Annotated in this window: 12 protein-coding genes and 1 pseudogene; 8 read left to right on the top strand and 5 right to left on the bottom strand. The window is 67.8% G+C overall.

Annotation, left to right across the window (positions count from 1 at the left end; all coding sequences use genetic code 11):
* Positions 1–86 precede the first annotated feature (86 nt).
* From ACFVAV_RS16055 to ACFVAV_RS16040, 4 genes are all read left to right on the top strand, one after another.
* The gene (locus ACFVAV_RS16055) at positions 87–1,052 is read left to right on the top strand and encodes a LysR family transcriptional regulator (protein ID WP_379035562.1); all 966 of its coding nucleotides are present in this window, start codon (positions 87–89) and stop codon (positions 1,050–1,052) included.
* Between the two features lie 53 nt (positions 1,053–1,105).
* Entirely contained in the window at positions 1,106–3,121 is a 2,016-nt protein-coding gene (locus tag ACFVAV_RS16050) for a M13 family metallopeptidase (protein ID WP_379035560.1), read from the top strand.
* Positions 3,122–3,126: 5 nt separating this feature from the next.
* Positions 3,127–3,879 (top strand): MBL fold metallo-hydrolase, encoded by a 753-nt coding sequence (locus ACFVAV_RS16045; protein ID WP_379035558.1) that lies wholly within the window; start codon positions 3,127–3,129, stop codon positions 3,877–3,879.
* Between the two features lie 162 nt (positions 3,880–4,041).
* Positions 4,042–5,235, top strand: a complete 1,194-nt coding sequence (locus tag ACFVAV_RS16040) for a Fic family protein (RefSeq protein WP_379035556.1) — start codon at positions 4,042–4,044, stop codon at positions 5,233–5,235.
* A 46-nt stretch (positions 5,236–5,281) separates the two neighbouring features.
* Here ACFVAV_RS16040 and ACFVAV_RS16035 read toward each other — a convergent pair.
* The 4 genes and pseudogenes from ACFVAV_RS16035 to ACFVAV_RS16020 form a co-directional block, all read right to left on the bottom strand.
* A pseudogene (locus ACFVAV_RS16035) lies at positions 5,282–5,659 on the bottom strand (sugar ABC transporter permease); the annotation flags it as partial.
* A gap of 92 nt (positions 5,660–5,751) precedes the next feature.
* The gene (locus tag ACFVAV_RS16030) at positions 5,752–6,636 is read right to left on the bottom strand and encodes a L,D-transpeptidase (protein ID WP_379035554.1); all 885 of its coding nucleotides are present in this window, start codon (positions 6,634–6,636) and stop codon (positions 5,752–5,754) included.
* 305 nt (positions 6,637–6,941) lie between these two features.
* A complete protein-coding gene (locus tag ACFVAV_RS16025; protein ID WP_379035552.1) occupies positions 6,942–8,282 on the bottom strand; it encodes a cytochrome P450 in 1,341 nt (446 codons plus the stop codon).
* Positions 8,283–8,323: 41 nt separating this feature from the next.
* A complete protein-coding gene (locus ACFVAV_RS16020; protein WP_379035937.1) occupies positions 8,324–9,532 on the bottom strand; it encodes a serine hydrolase domain-containing protein in 1,209 nt (402 codons plus the stop codon).
* Positions 9,533–9,722: 190 nt separating this feature from the next.
* Between ACFVAV_RS16020 and ACFVAV_RS16015 the strand changes: the two genes are divergently transcribed.
* Together ACFVAV_RS16015 and ACFVAV_RS16010 are read left to right on the top strand one after the other, a co-directional pair.
* Complete coding sequence (locus ACFVAV_RS16015; protein WP_379035549.1) at positions 9,723–10,352, top strand: hypothetical protein; 630 nt, start codon at positions 9,723–9,725, stop codon at positions 10,350–10,352.
* A 38-nt stretch (positions 10,353–10,390) separates the two neighbouring features.
* Positions 10,391–11,839 carry an MFS transporter gene (locus tag ACFVAV_RS16010; RefSeq protein WP_379035547.1) on the top strand — a complete coding sequence of 483 codons (1,449 nt, stop codon included), beginning with the start codon at positions 10,391–10,393 and terminating at the stop codon, positions 11,837–11,839.
* A gap of 117 nt (positions 11,840–11,956) precedes the next feature.
* On the opposite strand, the gene ACFVAV_RS16005 is transcribed toward ACFVAV_RS16010, so the two are convergent.
* Entirely contained in the window at positions 11,957–12,631 is a 675-nt protein-coding gene (locus tag ACFVAV_RS16005) for a S1 family peptidase (RefSeq protein WP_379035545.1), read from the bottom strand.
* Between the two features lie 459 nt (positions 12,632–13,090).
* Here ACFVAV_RS16005 and ACFVAV_RS16000 point away from each other — a divergent pair, with 459 nt between their 5' ends.
* Complete coding sequence (locus ACFVAV_RS16000; protein WP_379035543.1) at positions 13,091–13,945, top strand: MlaE family ABC transporter permease; 855 nt, start codon at positions 13,091–13,093, stop codon at positions 13,943–13,945.
* Between the two features lie 3 nt (positions 13,946–13,948).
* Positions 13,949–14,812 (top strand): MlaE family ABC transporter permease, encoded by an 864-nt coding sequence (locus ACFVAV_RS15995; RefSeq protein ID WP_379035541.1) that lies wholly within the window; start codon positions 13,949–13,951, stop codon positions 14,810–14,812.
* Positions 14,813–14,816: the final 4 nt, after the last annotated feature.

The raw sequence follows: 14,816 nt of genomic DNA, 5'->3' as shown, positions 1-14,816 counted from the left end.
GGTACACCCGTCATCCTGCGGAGAGCCAGGCGTTGCCACAATGGGAACTTCAGCACTGAATCATTGACTGAAATGGAATAACGCTGGTGAACAGCCCGGATCCGGTCATCGACGCCAATCTCGCCATCGCGCTGGACGCCCTGCTGGCCGAGCACAGCGTCACCCGCGCCGCCGCCCGCCTGCACACGTCGCCCGCCGCCATGAGCCGCACCCTCGCCCGCCTGCGCCGGATCCTCCAAGATCCCCTCCTGGTCCGGGCCGGACAGACCATGGTCCCCACACCGCGTGCCCAGGCCCTGCGCGACGAAGCCGCCGCGGTGGTGCGCAGTCTCGGCGCACTGCTCAGTCCCGGCACTGGCGTCGACCCCGCCGGCCTGAGCAGCACCTTCACCCTCCAGACCGCCGACCTGGTCGGCGCGGCACTGGTCCCCCGGCTGCTGCAACTGGCCCAGCGGGAGGCGCCGGGGGTCTCGTTCCGGCTCCGGGCCGAAGAGCTGGAGGCCGGATCTGCACTCCGCGAGGGCCGGATCGATCTGGAGATCGGAGCCATCGACCACGTAGACCCCGAAACCCGGGTCGAGGAACTGGTCAGTCTGCGCATGGTGGCGGCCGTCCGGCCCGGCCATCACCTCACCGAAGAAACCTTGACCCCGGCCCGGCTCGCTGCCGCCCAACACGTCGTGGTCAGCCGACGCGGCCGGTTCACCGGCCCGCTCGACACCGCACTGGCCGAGCAGAACCTCCAACGGCGGGTCAGCGTCGTCCTCCCCAGCCACCTGGCCGCCATGACCCTCGCCGCCCGCAGCGACATCGTCTGCCTTGTCCCTGCCGCACTCCCCGGTGCCGACCCGTCGCCCCTCACCGACGACGCGACCGCCCTCGGACTGCGCCTCCTCGACATCCCCCTGGCGCTGCCGCCACTGACCCTCAGCATGGCCTGGCACCCGCGACACACAGCCGATGGAGCCCACCACTGGCTCCGCAGCGCCATCCGCCGGACCCTTCGCACGCCCAGGAGCCCAACCACCTCGTCCGACACGCGAGAGCCCTGATCATGCCCTACAAGCGGCCGCACGTGTCGGCGGTTGTCGGCATACTGGAGCGCGTGACTTCCGACCTGAGCAGTCCTTCCGGTATCGACCTGTCCTTCCGCGACCAGGAGGTGCGGGTGCAGGACGATCTGTTCGCGCATGTCAACGGGCAGTGGCTGGCCGGGTACGAGATTCCGGCCGACCGCGCGGTCGACGGCGCGTTCCGGACGTTGTACGACCAGGCCGAGCTCCACGTGCAGGCGATCATCCAGGACAGCGCGGCAGGCGCGTCCGAGGACGCCGATGCCCGCAAGATCGGTGATCTGTACTCGAGCTTCATGGACACCGACACCGTGGCCGCGGCCGGGTTAACCCCTGTCGCCGCCGAGCTGCGCGAGATCGCCGAGATCGACGGCCCGAGCGCGTTCGCCGCGCTGCTCGGCCGGTTGCAGCGCACCGGGGTGCGCGGCGCGCTCGGCTACTACGTCGACACCGACGACAAGGACTCCACCCGCTACCTGGTGCACGCCACCCAGTCGGGGATCGGCCTGCCGGACGAGTCGTACTACCGCTCGGACGAGTTCGCCGAGATCCGCGACGCTTACCAGGCCCATCTCACGAAGATGTTCACCATCGCCGCCGCCGACCCGGCACTGGCCGGGCTGCTGCCCGCCGACCCGGCCGACGCCGCCCGCCGCGTGTTCGAGCTGGAACGCACACTCGCCGCGGGCCATTGGGACGTGGTGCGCCGTCGCGACGCCGAGAAGAGCTACAACCTCACCACTTTCGTCGCGCTCGCCGCCGAGAATCCCGAATTCGATTGGGCCGCCTGGGTCGAGGCAGTCGCCGCCGGACTCGAGCGCGGCGGCGCGGAGCTGTTCGCCGAGCTCGTGGTGCGCCAGCCCGACTACGTGCGCGCCTTCGCGCAGGCGTGGGCCGCTGTACCGCAGGCGGACTGGCAGGACTGGGCGGTCTGGCAGGTGCTGCGAGCCAGGGCGCCGTACCTGACCGAGGACATCGTCGCCGAGAACTTCGACTTCTACGGCCGCGTCCTCACCGGCGCGCCGGAGAACCGGGAGCGCTGGAAGCGCGGTGTGTCGCTGGTGCAGGAGCTGCTCGGCGAGGCGGTCGGCAAACTCTATGTGGCCAAGCACTTTCCGCCACAGGCCAAGGCGCGCATGGTCGAGCTGGTTGCCAATCTGCAGGAGGCCTACCGCCGCAATATCACCGACCTCGAGTGGATGGGTCCCGACACCCGTGCCGCGGCGCTGACCAAGCTGGAGAAGTTCACCCCCAAGATCGGCTACCCCGACACCTGGCGCGACTACTCCGCGGTCGAGGTCGACCCGGCCGACCTGGTCGGCAACTACCGGCGCGGCTACGCCGCCGACCACGACCGTGACCTGGGCAAACTGGGTGGCGAGGTCGACCGCGGCGAATGGTTCATGACCCCGCAGACGGTGAACGCCTACTACAACCCCGGCATGAACGAGATCGTCTTCCCCGCCGCGATCCTGCACCCGCCGTTCTTCGACATGAATGCCGACGACGCGGCCAACTACGGCGGCATCGGCGCGGTGATCGGCCACGAGATCGGCCACGGTTTCGACGATCAGGGCGCCAAGTACGACGGCGACGGCAACATGAAGGACTGGTGGACCGACGCCGACCGCGCCGAGTTCGCCAAGCGCACCAGGGCACTGATCGACCAGTACGACGTGCTCTCCCCCGCCGACCTGGCCGACGAGCACACCGTCAACGGCGAGTTCACGATCGGCGAGAACATCGGTGACCTCGGTGGTCTGTCGATCGCGCTGGCCGCGTACAAGATCTCGCTCGGCGGCGCCGAACCGCCGGTCATCGACGAGCTCACCGGCCTGCAGCGCGTCTTCTACGGCTGGGCACAGGTGTGGCGCACCAAAGCTCGCCCCGAGGAGGCGATCCGCCGCCTCGCCGTCGACCCGCACTCCCCGCCGGAGTTCCGGTGCAACGCGGTCGTGCGCAATATCGACAGCTTCTACGAGGCCTTCGACGTGACGACCGACGACCAGCTCTACCTGGCTCCCGGTGAGCGCGTGACGATCTGGTGACCGCGATGCGCTATCAGCAAGTCGCCGACGACGTCTTCACGATTCGTGGCACCGACGTCAACATGGTCCTGCTGCGCGACGGCCGCGACCTCACCCTGATCGACGCGGGCTGGTACGGCGACGCCCGGATCATCGAGCAGACGATCCGCGACCTCGGGCATCGCCCCGAGGACGTCGTCGCCATCCTGCTCACCCACGCCCACCTCGACCACGTCGGCGCGCTGAACCACCTGTACCACCGCTACGCGATCCCCGCCTACACCAGCGCGACCGAGGTGGCGCACGCCCGCGGCGAATGCCACGAATCCGCCACCCCCCTCGACGTGATCAAGCGCCTCACCGACCGCAACACGATCGCCTGGGCCGCCCGGATCACCGCCGCGGGCGGCCTCCGCAAGAACACCGTCCCCCACATCCAGCCCTTCCCCACCGAAGGCGCACTGGACTTCCCCGGCAACCCCATCCCCATCCCCTGCCCCGGCCACACCTCGGGCCACTCCGCCTTCCACCTGCCCGGCGCAGGCGCCATCGCCACCGGCGACACCCTGGTCACCGCCCACCCCACCTCGAAAATCACAGGCCCCCAGCCACTCCCGAATTTCTTCAACCACGACACCGCGGCCACCATCGCCAGCTATGCGGCGCTGGAATCGGTCCCGGCCGACATCGTGCTCCCCGGTCACGGCCCGGTATGGCGCGACGGTGTGGCCGCCGCGGTGGCGCGGGCGAGGGAAAACCCGGTCCACCAACGGGATTGACCCGCGATCAGCGCACGCGCAGGCGAAAGACACGCCAGTAGATTCCACGCGGAGGCTTATGCGTTGTCGCAACAAACACGACTACGATCGTTATTGATCGCGTTTGGCATAGTTAAAGTATAGTAAGAGGATGGATGCTGTACTTTTCGGGCGCTATTGACCATGAAATGGCCAAAGCACCGCATCGAAGAGCGGGCATGGGCACCACGTCATCGGCAGGGTTCCCGTGACGACCGGACGCTCGAACGGATCGCTGTGGCGATTCCTCCGCGCATCGCCGACCTCGATTGCGACCCGACGGGCAAGGTAGCCCGAGCCCACGAGAACGCGGTGATCGCGGTGGCGAGGCTCGAAGCGGGCCATGGCCAGTACCTCGCACCGTTGGGCGATTTTCTGCTGCGCAGCGAATCCGTCGCATCGTCGAAGATCGAGCACATCGACGCGGGGTGGCGTGCGTTCGGCAAGGCTATCGGTGGCGCCAAGGCCAGCGACGAGGCACGCTCGCAGCTTGCCGCGGTGCAGGCGCTGACAGCAATGGTCGACGCGGCAGGTAGAGGCCCGACCACGGTCGATGATCTGCTGGCTGCCCATCGCCTACTGATGGCTCCGGACTATTACGCGGCCAGGGATTCCGGCCGCTTCCGCGATGTCCAGAACTGGATCGGCGGCAGCGACTACACCCCGATCGACGCGCTGTATGTACCTCCACCACCCGAACTCGTTTCTGAACTCATGGACGATCTGCTCGCCTTCGCGAGCCGCCGCGACCTGCCGGTTCTCGCTCAGGCCGCGATCGCGCACGCCCAGTTCGAGTCGATCCACCCCTTCGTCGACGGCAACGGCCGCATCGGCCGCGCACTCATCAGCGCGATCCTCCGGCACCGTGGCCTGACCAGCCGGGTCACCATACCGATGGCGTCGGTCATGTTGGCGAACACGGCCCGGTATTTCGCCCAGCTGACGGCCTATCGAGCAGGGCGAGCAGACGATTTCGTGGAGTACGTTGCGCTTGCCGCAATGCATTCCAGTGCGGCCGCGGTTGATTCGGCCCTCGCACTGGCAGCGCTGCCACAACGCTGGCGCGACATCGCCCGCCCGAGGTCGGGTTCCTCTGACGAGACCTTGCTGGCCAACCTGCTGGACAACCCGATCCTCAACATCGAAACCGCCCACCGCCTCACCGGCACCACCGAGGCGAGTACCTATCGAGCTCTCGACCGCCTCACCACAGCCGGTGTCCTCGACGTGTTGTCGGAATCCAAGCGCAACCGAGTCTGGGCCGCCACCGACATCCTGGCCGAACTCGACGCCCTCAGCGCGGCAATTGGCAAACGCAGCGCTGAGGCGATTGCCTGAGAGCGCACTCGGTCTCGCCGGACAGCGTGCGCGGCACCGGGATTCGCAGCACGGTGATCGACAGGAAGAATGTCGTCGGACGCAGTTGTTGCAGAAGCGCTTTCGTGAAATTCGGCCACCGGCTCGCGCGCCGTCCATTTCGGCGGCTTCCATCAACGTGCAACACTTCTTGTACCAGACCGAAACTCGGATCGAAGATGAATGGGAAAGCGACCCCGATCGCCGCGCCCGAGATTACGAACTGCGGAAAAATCGCCGATCGAACAACATTGCGCCCGAACAGTTTTCGGTCAAGCAGCAGGGCCTGCGCCAGGCCGAGCGCCAAACTCATCACGACCGCAGCGACGGTGACGATCACCGTGTTGCCGACGACCTTCCACGAATCCTCGCGCTGCCACCATTCGAGGTAGTTGTCGAAACCGATCCCCTGAATATCGGGTGCACAAGGCCGAATACAGCAAAAAGCCGAACAACACGACCGTCATTGATCGTATTGTTCGGCTTTTGTTCAGCGAATCAGTTCCAGTCGCCCAGTCCGTCACCGGAACTCAGGGTGCCGCCCTGGGTGTTGGTGACGATCACCGCGTCGCCGCGGCGTGAGTTCTCCAGGAACCACTTGGCGTTCTCGGTGCTCACGTTCAGGCAGCCGTGGCTGGCGTTGGAGTAGCCCTGCTGGCCCACCGACCACGGCGCGGCGTGCACGAAGATGCCGCTGTTGGAGATGCGGGTCGCGTACTCGACCTCGAGCTTGTAGCCCTCGGGGTCGGTGACCGGCACGCCGTAGGTCGAGGAGTCCATCGTCATCTTCTCGAACCGCTCACCCACGATGTAGGTGCCGTTGGGGGTCTCGTAGCCGCGCTTGCCCAGCGAGGTCGGCATCTCGCGGACGACCTCACCGTTCACCGTCACGGTGATCATCTTGGTGTTGTCGTCGACGCTGGCGATGAACGCGTCGCCGATGCGGAACGCGCTGGTGGTGCCGCCGGCCGCGACGGTCACGTCGGTGTTGGCGGGCCAGAAGTCGGTGGGCTTCCAGCGCACCTGCTTGTCGCCGGTCCAGTAGAAGTGGCCGGGCGCGGACTGGCTCGAGGTGACCTTGATGGCCCGCTCGGCGGCCGCGCGGTCGTCGACCGGCTCCTTGAAGGTGATGATGATCGGCTGCGCGACGCCGACGGTCTCGCCGTCGGCGATATTGATGGTCGGCGGCGCGAACGGCGCCTGGGCGGCGGGCGCGTCCACCGCGGGCCGGCTGGAACCGGAGCCCGGGAAGGTCGGCTCGGCCTGCACGGGGACGGCGATCAGCGCGCCGGTCGCCGCGAACGCCGCCGACAGCAGCAGGCCCCGGCGAAGCCAGCGCGATTGCTGCGTATTTGCCTCGTAGTGCATAGGTTTCTCGTCCATTCCATCTCTCGTTCCGCCTGCGGCGGTGCGAGATCTTCGTGATCGACGCGGAGTCCGCGACGGGTCTCCACGGGGTAACGACGCGGGAAGACCCTGACCGTCCATTCCTACCCGTCCGAGGCGACAACGTGCCAGCCGCGTGGAACGGCGATAACGGAACGGCAACGCTGTGACTCAGGTCACATAACGCGTTGTTATCCATCGGCTCTCGTCAAACGCCACGCTCACACCGGCGAGTCGGAAGCGGTGATGTCGAGTAGGGCGGAAGCACACGCGTGTAAGCCTCAAACACCTGGTGACCGAAATCACGCCATCCGTGTGAAGTGGATCGCTCGATCAGGCGCGATGGCGATATTGCGCGGCACGGTCCGTGGGCGCCTGCCCAGGGCAAGGCCGGGGTCGAGGGACAACCGGACCTCGGTCAAGAGGGTAGCCAGCACGATGCGCAGCTCGTATTCGGCCAGCGTGACGCCGATACAGCGCCGATGCCCGCCACCGAACGGCGCGAACTCGAACGGCGAGACCTTGCGGTCGATGAAGCGGTCGGGGTGGAACAGCCGCGGGGCGGGCCAGGCCGACGGCTGACTGTGCAGCACGCCGACGGCGAGGCCGATCGTCTGCCCGGCGGCCACGTCGACCCCGCACCACCGCCACGGCTCCCTGAGCATGCGCAGCACGATGGGCACCGGGGGATGCAGGCGCAGGGTCTCCTGGCAGACGGCGCCGAGCAGCGGCAGCGCGGCCTGCTCGGCCGGGTCGTCACCCGCGGCCGCCAGTTCGGCGGTGACCCGCGCCAGCAGGCCCGGCTCCCGGTGCAGGTGATAGAGCGCCCAGGTCAGCGTCGTCGCGGTCGTCTCGTGACCGGCGACGAGCAGGGCGCGCAAGTGCTCGCACAGTTCGGTGTCGGTGAGGACGGTGCCGTCGTCGTAGCGGATGCTCAGCAGCAGCCCGAGCAGGTCGTCTGCCGCTGCGCCGCCCGCGCGCCGCCGTCGGGTGATCTCGGCCAGCAGCAGCCGGTCCAGCCGCGTTCGGGCCGCGACGAAACGCTGCCACGGGCCGAAACCGCCCATGCCACGGCGTAATACGGGCGCGACCAGCAACGGCGTGGTGAAAGTGGCGAGGAAATCGGTTATGGCACCGGCGTATTCGGGTTCATGGTCGGTCTCCGTGCCGAACGCGGCGGCCAGGATGACCCGCAGCGTGATGCTGTGTGCCGCGGCGAGCGCGTCGATCCGGCTGCCGATCTGCCAGGAACCCGCAGGGCCGCCATCGATCTCGCGGAGAGTCGCGTCCCTGATCACGTGCGCCAGCGCGCGCACACGCTGGGCGTGCAGGGCGGGCGCGAGCAGCGCGCGGTCGGTGCGATGGCGCTCACCGGAACTCAGAATCAGCGAGGCCCCACCGACCATCGGTTCGATCGGATTGGGCAATGGCGGTTCGACCAGCGCCACCGGCGCGCGGAACAGCTCACGCGCGCCGTCGGCCGTCCCGGTGAACAGCACGGGTGGAAAGCCGGGGAAACCGACCGCGAACGGATCGCCGTGCCGGGCGCGTCGCCGCAGGTAGCCCTCGAAATCCCAGCCCGCTGCCAGCCCGTGCAGCAGCGACCAGCGTGGCGTCGCCGGTGCCGGGCTCAGCGCTGTCATGTCCGGTACTACGGCGCGCACCGGTGGCCGGTTCGAAACGGCTATTCCTGCTCGGCGCGGAATTTGCGGACCGTGCCCTGGGCGATCGCCGACAGTTTGGCCAGCCGCGCGTCGCCGAGCGCGGTGACGGCATTGCCGAGCCGGTTCGTCACGAACGCGATCGACATCCGCAGATCGGGGTCGGCGTAGGCGCCGGAACCGCCGATTCCGTAGTGGCCGAACGCCTGCCGCGGCTGCTGTTTGGTCATCAGCACCGGCCGGTGATAGCCGAGGGTGAAGCGCAGCGGCAGGCCGAGGACGTAGTCGCGGCTGTCGGTCTGCTGGGTCCGGTTGACGGTCTCGATCGTCTCCGGCCGCAGGAACTGGACCGCCGGGTTGCCCCGTCGCGGCGGGTTCTCGGCATCGCCCGCGTAGACGACGCCGCCGTTGGCGAGCGCGCCGTACATCCTGGCCAACGCTCGCGCGGAGAAGACACCGTTCCAGCCGGGCATCACCGCGTCGTGCACGCGCGGGTCGCGGACCAGCTCGTCGAAACTCTCCGGCATGCCCGCCTCGGCCAGCCCGCGCGCGGGCCGCACCCACGACAGCACCGAGGACGCGGTGTTCCAGCGGATCCCCGGCGGCGCCAGGTGCGGGAAGATCTTGGCGATCCGGTGCCGCTGCGCGGCGGGGACCTGGTACCAGAACTCGTCGGTGCCGAGCGGCTCGGCCACTTCGCGCTGGAGTACCTCGGTGAACGGTTCCCCGGTGACCCGCTGCACGATCTCGGCGACCAGCCAGCCGAAGGTGATCGCGTGATAGCCCGAGGTGCGGATCCGGCGTGGATCGGCGGGACTCTCGGCGAGCGCGGTGACCACGGCGCCGTAGTCGAGAATCCCCTCGCGGCCCGGCACCAGCCCGCGCACCCGGTGCAGGCCGGCGCGGTGCGAGAGCACATCGCGCACGGTGATGTCGTGCTTGCCGTGCGCGGCGAACTCCGGCCAGTACTGCGCGACCGGCGCCTCGTAGTCGATGAGCCCGCGCTCGGCCAGCCGGTGCATGACCGTCGCCGCGACGCCCTTGCCGGTGGAGAAGGTGAGCGCGACGTTCTCGCCGTTCCAGCGCTGATTCTTGGCGGCCCAGCCTGCCCAGATGTCGACGACCGGCCTGCCGTCCAGATAGATCGCCAGCGCGCCGCCGCCGCGGTTGGGCTGCGGGAACAATCCGAAGAAATGGTCGGCCAACCGGATGAACCGCGGATCGACCAGCATCTGCCGCGGCGCCGCGAGCGGCCTACCGCCGGGATGTGTCAGGGGCCCGAAATCGCCCGCCGCTGCTGTCACCATCGGGTTCACCTCCTGATGCAGGGTCGGCCGGGGGCCGGAATCCCAAGGGTAGCCCAGTGCCCCGGCCACCGGGATCGAGTCGACGCCGGTGGCTCCGGTGGTGTATTCACAGTAGGTGTTTGCAGACCTGTCCATCGGCCGGCTCGTCGGGGCCGTCGCCATCACGGTGACGGCGTTCATCTCGACCGGATGCGGTGGCACCATCGATGGCCACGCACAACCGGCGATCGACGTCGTTCCCGCCACCGGCACCTCGCCCACCACCAAGCCGGGCAAACCCACCTCGGGTAAACCGACGACGAGCAAACCGTCGCCCACCTCGAGCCGTGGTGGCAGCACCGATTTCCAGGCGAGCATCGGCGATTGCGTCGCGCTCGGCGGCACGGTCGACGACGCCACCATCACCAAGGCGTCCTGCGGCAGCCGCTCGTCGAACTACAAGGTCATCGGTAAGGCCAAGAACAGCAGCGGGTGCGTCGGCGACCGCGACAACTTCTACGCCGAGACCCTCAACGGCATCGAGACCGGCGCGCTGTGCCTCGACATCGACTGGGTGGTCGGCGGCTGCATGGACGTCGGCGGTGACGAACCCAAGCGCATCGACTGTGGCGAAGCCGGTTCCGAGCCGGTCAAGGTCGTCACGATCAAGAACAACACCGACAGCGTCGACGACTGCCCCGACAGCGCCGACTCGGGCTTCAAATACCCCGAGCGCCGCGTCGTGGTCTGCGTGGAGAGTCTGTAACCCGCGCGAAGCGCCTCGGGGGCAGCTAGTTTGGAGAGGTGTCCCCGACCCGGACGGTTCGGCTGAACTCAGCCACGGGGCGGTGGATCCTGCTGGCCACCATCCTGGGCTCCTCGATGGCGTCGCTGGACGCCACCGTCGTCTCGGTCGCGCTGCCGCGCATCGGCGAATCGCTGCACACCGACGTCGCCGGGCTGCAGTGGACGGTCAACGGCTACACCCTCACCCTCGCCTCGTTCATCCTGCTCGGCGGCTCGCTCGGGGACCGGCTCGGCCGTCGGCGCGTCTTCGTCTGGGGGATCATCGGATTCGCGATCACCTCGCTGCTGTGCGCGGTCTCGGTGAACATCGCGATGCTGGTCGTCGCCCGGTTGCTGCAGGGTGTGGCGGGCGCGTTGCTCACGCCGGGCAGCCTCGCGCTGATCTCGGCGTCCATCGATCAGCGCGACCAGGGCAGTGCGATCGGGTTGTGGTCGGGCCTGGGCGGGGTGGCCGGCGCGTTCGGGCCGCTGCTCGGCGGCGGGCTCATCGATCTCGTCGGCTGGCGCGCAATCTTCCTGCTCAATGTGCCGTTGGCGCTGGTCGTGGCGATCGTCGCGCTCCGGTCGGTGCCGGAGAGCCGTGATCCGGACGCCCCGACACGCATCGATGTGCCGGGCGCGGTGATCGTGGCCGTCGCGCTCGGCACGCTCACGCTCGGCTTGATCGACGGCTATCCCGCCCTGGTGGTCGTCGGCGTCGTGGCGCTGGCCGGTTTCGTCGTCGTCGAGCTGCGCAGCCCGAATCCGCTGGTACCGCCGTCGCTGTTCGGTTCGCGCGTGTTCACCGTTGCGAACCTGGTGACCCTGTTCGTCTACGCCGCGCTGGGCGGGGTCTTCTTCCTGCTGGTGTTGCAGTTGCAGCTGGTCGCCGGGTATTCGCCGATGGCGTCGGGTGCCGCGAGTCTGCCGGTCACGCTGCTGATGCTCGTGCTGTCCGCGCCCGCGGGGCGCTGGGCGCAACAGCACGGGCCGCGGATTCCGCTGACGGCCGGTCCGCTGCTGGCCGCGGGCGGTGTCTTCGCGCTGCAACGGGTCGGGCCCGGCGCGAACTACCTCACCGATGTGCTGCCCGGCGTGCTGGTCTTCGGGCTCGGACTGTCGGTCCTGGTCGCGCCGTTGACCGGTGCGGTGCTGGCCGCCGTGCCCGTCGCCGACGCGGGCATCGCGTCCGGGGTGAACAATGCCGTCGCCAGGACCGCCCAGCTGCTCGCCGTCGCCGCGCTGCCCGGGCTGGCCGGTTTGTCGGGCGCCTTCAGCGATCCGGTCGCCTTCGCCGCCGGTTTCGACACCGCGATGCGCTGGTGCGCGGTGCTGCTGCTGATCGGCGCGGTCATCGCGGGTGTGCTGCTGCGGGTGCCCCGCCGCACGCCTGAGCCCGACCGGGTCGACTGCCTGCCGCACTGCGCCGGTGCCGACGGGCCTGCGCTCGCGCCGAATCGGCATTGACCACCACGTGTGCGGCCCGCCTCGCGTCCGAGGGCCGAGACGGAACGGCGAAGCCGCAGTATCGGCCCTCGGACGCGAGGGACAAGGGGGCCGCGAACCCGCGGCGCCGGCCGCCGATTACACCGGGCGGAAGCCTGATCCGACGCCACCGCGGGCATTGATGTCGTTCATGATCGAGTTCATGTTCGTGCCGACCTCGGGACCGAAGCAGGCCACGGCCAGGTAGGCGTTCACCATGCCGACCAGGGTCGATCCGACGACGACCGGTGCGCCGGAATCGCCTTCGACGACACACATCTGCGTCCAGGTCTCGGTATTGGTCTGGAAGACGTCGCCCCAGGTGATGCCGCAGGTGTTGCCGGTGGTCCGGCCTTCCTTACAGACGATCGTCGGGAACTGGGCGGGCCCGCCCACACCCGTGATGGTGACGTTGCCGATCCGGTTGACCGGGGTGATCCGCCCCGGCGTGAACTGGATGACCGCGTAGTCGAGGTCGCTGTTGCTGTAGGCGAACCGGCCGATCTCGCCGAATCCGCGGTCGGACTCGGCGGCGACGGAGGCGCCCGCGTCGCCGCAGTGGCCCGCGGTCAGGCCGACGAGTCTGCCCGCGCCGTCGTAGCCGACGGTGGTGAGAGTGCATTCGAACATACTGTCGATGACGATTCCGGAGCCGCCACCGAGCACCGGCGGGCCGGACTGTGCCTGCGAAGCGCCAGCGCCGGTGCCGAGCAGTGCGGCACCGAGGGCGATGGCGAAGGCAGCGTTGGCCACCTTGGCGAGTGTGGTGAACATGTCCCTCCAGACGTCGGAAGTCCGCACGATATCAATTCGCTCTGGCTATCGTGCCTGTATTCCGTCCCGGGCGCGCCCCGACGCCCCGACACTCCTTTGTCATAGCGGTTATCTATTAAATAAGTGATCGAATGACCAGTTTGAGTTGTTCTTGTGATTCGCTCGGGTATTCGAACGTGCGGTTCGTTATGAATGACAGTTTTCCGCAATATTTATTTGGCGCGACCGCTGGTACTGGGAATCCGTATGGAAAACGACATCTGACGCAATCCTCGCACCGCGACAATTAGGCGCTGTATGGTCCGACCAGGCAGGACTCATAGCTGTTCGCGACAGTGACCTCTGTCTATGACAGCGCTCACATGTCGGTGGTGTGTTCTGCGCTACTCCGTAGTAAGGTGCGTCAAGCAAACAAGTCGTCGGGGTGTAGATGACCTGACGTCGAGAGGGGTATTAGCAGTGCAGTCGACCGAGAGTCCGCCCGCCCGTTCACGAGTCAGCGAAGCTGTCGATCGGACCAAGGGCCTTTGGGACGACCATCCGAAGAAGTCACTCGAGACCTTCGGTCGACAGATCACGATGGGTATCGAAGCGGTCACGGAGCTGATCGTCGCGATCTTCCGCAGGCGCTTCCCCTTCGACGAATTCGTCCGTCAGTGCGCGTTCATGGCAGGCGTCGCCGCCGCGCCGACGCTGCTGGTCGCCATCCCGATCGCCGTGATCGTGTCCATCCAGGTCGGCGCGGTCGCGGGCCAGGTCGGTGCGACCTCGTTCATCGGCGCCGCCAACGGCCTCGGCATCATCCAGCAGGGCGCACCGCTGGTCACCTCGATCATGATCGCCGGTGCGGTCGGCTCGGCGGTCTGCGCCGACCTCGGCTCGCGCACCATCCGCGAAGAGATCGACGCGATGAAGGTCATGGGCGTCGATCCGCTGCGCAGGCTGGTTGCCCCCCGGCTCGGCGCGGCGATGCTCGTCAGCTTCCTGCTGTGCGGTTTCGTCGTCTTCGTCGGCTTCATCACCGGCTACATGTTCAACATCTTCGCCCAGGCGGGTACCCCCGGTTCCTACATGAGCACCTTCGCCTCGTTCGCGGTCACCCGCGACCTCGCGGTGGCACTGCTCAAGTCGGTGATCTTCGGTCTGCTCGCCTCGATCATCGCCTGTGACTGCGGTCTGAACGCCCGTGGCGGCCCCGGTGGCGTCGCCAACGCGGTGAACTCGGCGGTGGTCAGCTCCATGGTGATGCTGCTCGGTGTCAATGTGGCGATCACGCAGATCTACGCCGCAGTCTTTCCCCCACAGGTGGTCTGAGCCATGTCATCAACATACGTACCCCCGCTGCTGCGGCCGCTACGCCAACTCCGGGCGGCGGGCAAAGCTCCGATCGACCTGCTCGCCCGCCTCGGTCACCAGGTCTTCTTCTTCCTGCGGTCCGTCGGCTCGATTCCGCTGGCGTTCAAGCAGTATCCGAAGGAAGTCTGGCGGCTGCTCTCCGACGTCACGTGGGGCAACGGCAACATCGTCGTCGGTGGTGGCACCATCGGCGTCATCCTGATCATCAGCGCCTTCGGCGGCATGACGGTGGCCATCCAGGGCCACACCTCGCTGAACCTGCTCGGCCTGAGCCCGATCACCGGCGCCATCTCGGCCTTCGCCACCACCCGTGAGCTCGGCCCGCTGCTGGCGGCGCTGGCCTTCGCCGCGCAGGCAGGCTGTCGATTCACCGCCCAGCTCGGCGCCATGCGCATCTCCGAGGAGATCGACGCGCTCGACTCGATCGCCATCCGCCCGCTGCCCTACCTGGTCAGCACCCGGATGATGGCGGCGGTCATGGCGATCGTGCCGCTGTACTGCATCGGCCTGGTGATGGCGTACGTGTCCTGCTCGATCACCGTGCAATTGATCGGCGGCACCGCCGCGGGCACCTACTCGCACTACTTCTACCAATTCCTGGTACCGACCGACGTGCTGTACTCACTGCTCAAAGCGGTGGTGTTCGTCATGATCACGACGTTCATCCAGTGCTACTACGGCTTCTTCGCCTCGGGTGGTCCCGAAGGCGTCGGCGTCGCGGCCGGCCGCGCGATCAAGATGTGCATCATCCTGGTCGTGTTCGCCGACCTGTTCATGACATTGGCGATCTGGGGCGTCGAGCCCGGAATCAGGATCTCGGGGTAGGCGC

The organism is Nocardia sp. NPDC057663 (genome assembly GCF_042799895.1).
Taxonomy (GTDB): domain Bacteria; phylum Actinomycetota; class Actinomycetes; order Mycobacteriales; family Mycobacteriaceae; genus Nocardia.
Note: the sequence above shows the minus strand (reverse complement) of the source record. Positions and strands in the feature narration are given on the sequence as shown.

What these genes read in the sequence shown, in the direction of transcription:
- ACFVAV_RS16045 (WP_379035558.1), top strand. Translation starts at nt 3,127, where the DNA reads ATGCGCTATCAGCAAGTCGCCGACGACGTCTTCACGATTCGTGGCACC.
- ACFVAV_RS16040 (WP_379035556.1), top strand. Translation starts at nt 4,042, where the DNA reads ATGAAATGGCCAAAGCACCGCATCGAAGAGCGGGCATGGGCACCACGT.
- ACFVAV_RS16030 (WP_379035554.1), bottom strand. Translation starts at nt 6,636, where the DNA reads ATGGACGAGAAACCTATGCACTACGAGGCAAATACGCAGCAATCGCGC.
- ACFVAV_RS16025 (WP_379035552.1), bottom strand. Translation starts at nt 8,282, where the DNA reads ATGACAGCGCTGAGCCCGGCACCGGCGACGCCACGCTGGTCGCTGCTG.
- ACFVAV_RS16020 (WP_379035937.1), bottom strand. Translation starts at nt 9,532, where the DNA reads ATGCTGGTCGATCCGCGGTTCATCCGGTTGGCCGACCATTTCTTCGGA.
- ACFVAV_RS16005 (WP_379035545.1), bottom strand. Translation starts at nt 12,631, where the DNA reads ATGTTCACCACACTCGCCAAGGTGGCCAACGCTGCCTTCGCCATCGCC.
- ACFVAV_RS15995 (WP_379035541.1), top strand. Translation starts at nt 13,949, where the DNA reads ATGTCATCAACATACGTACCCCCGCTGCTGCGGCCGCTACGCCAACTC.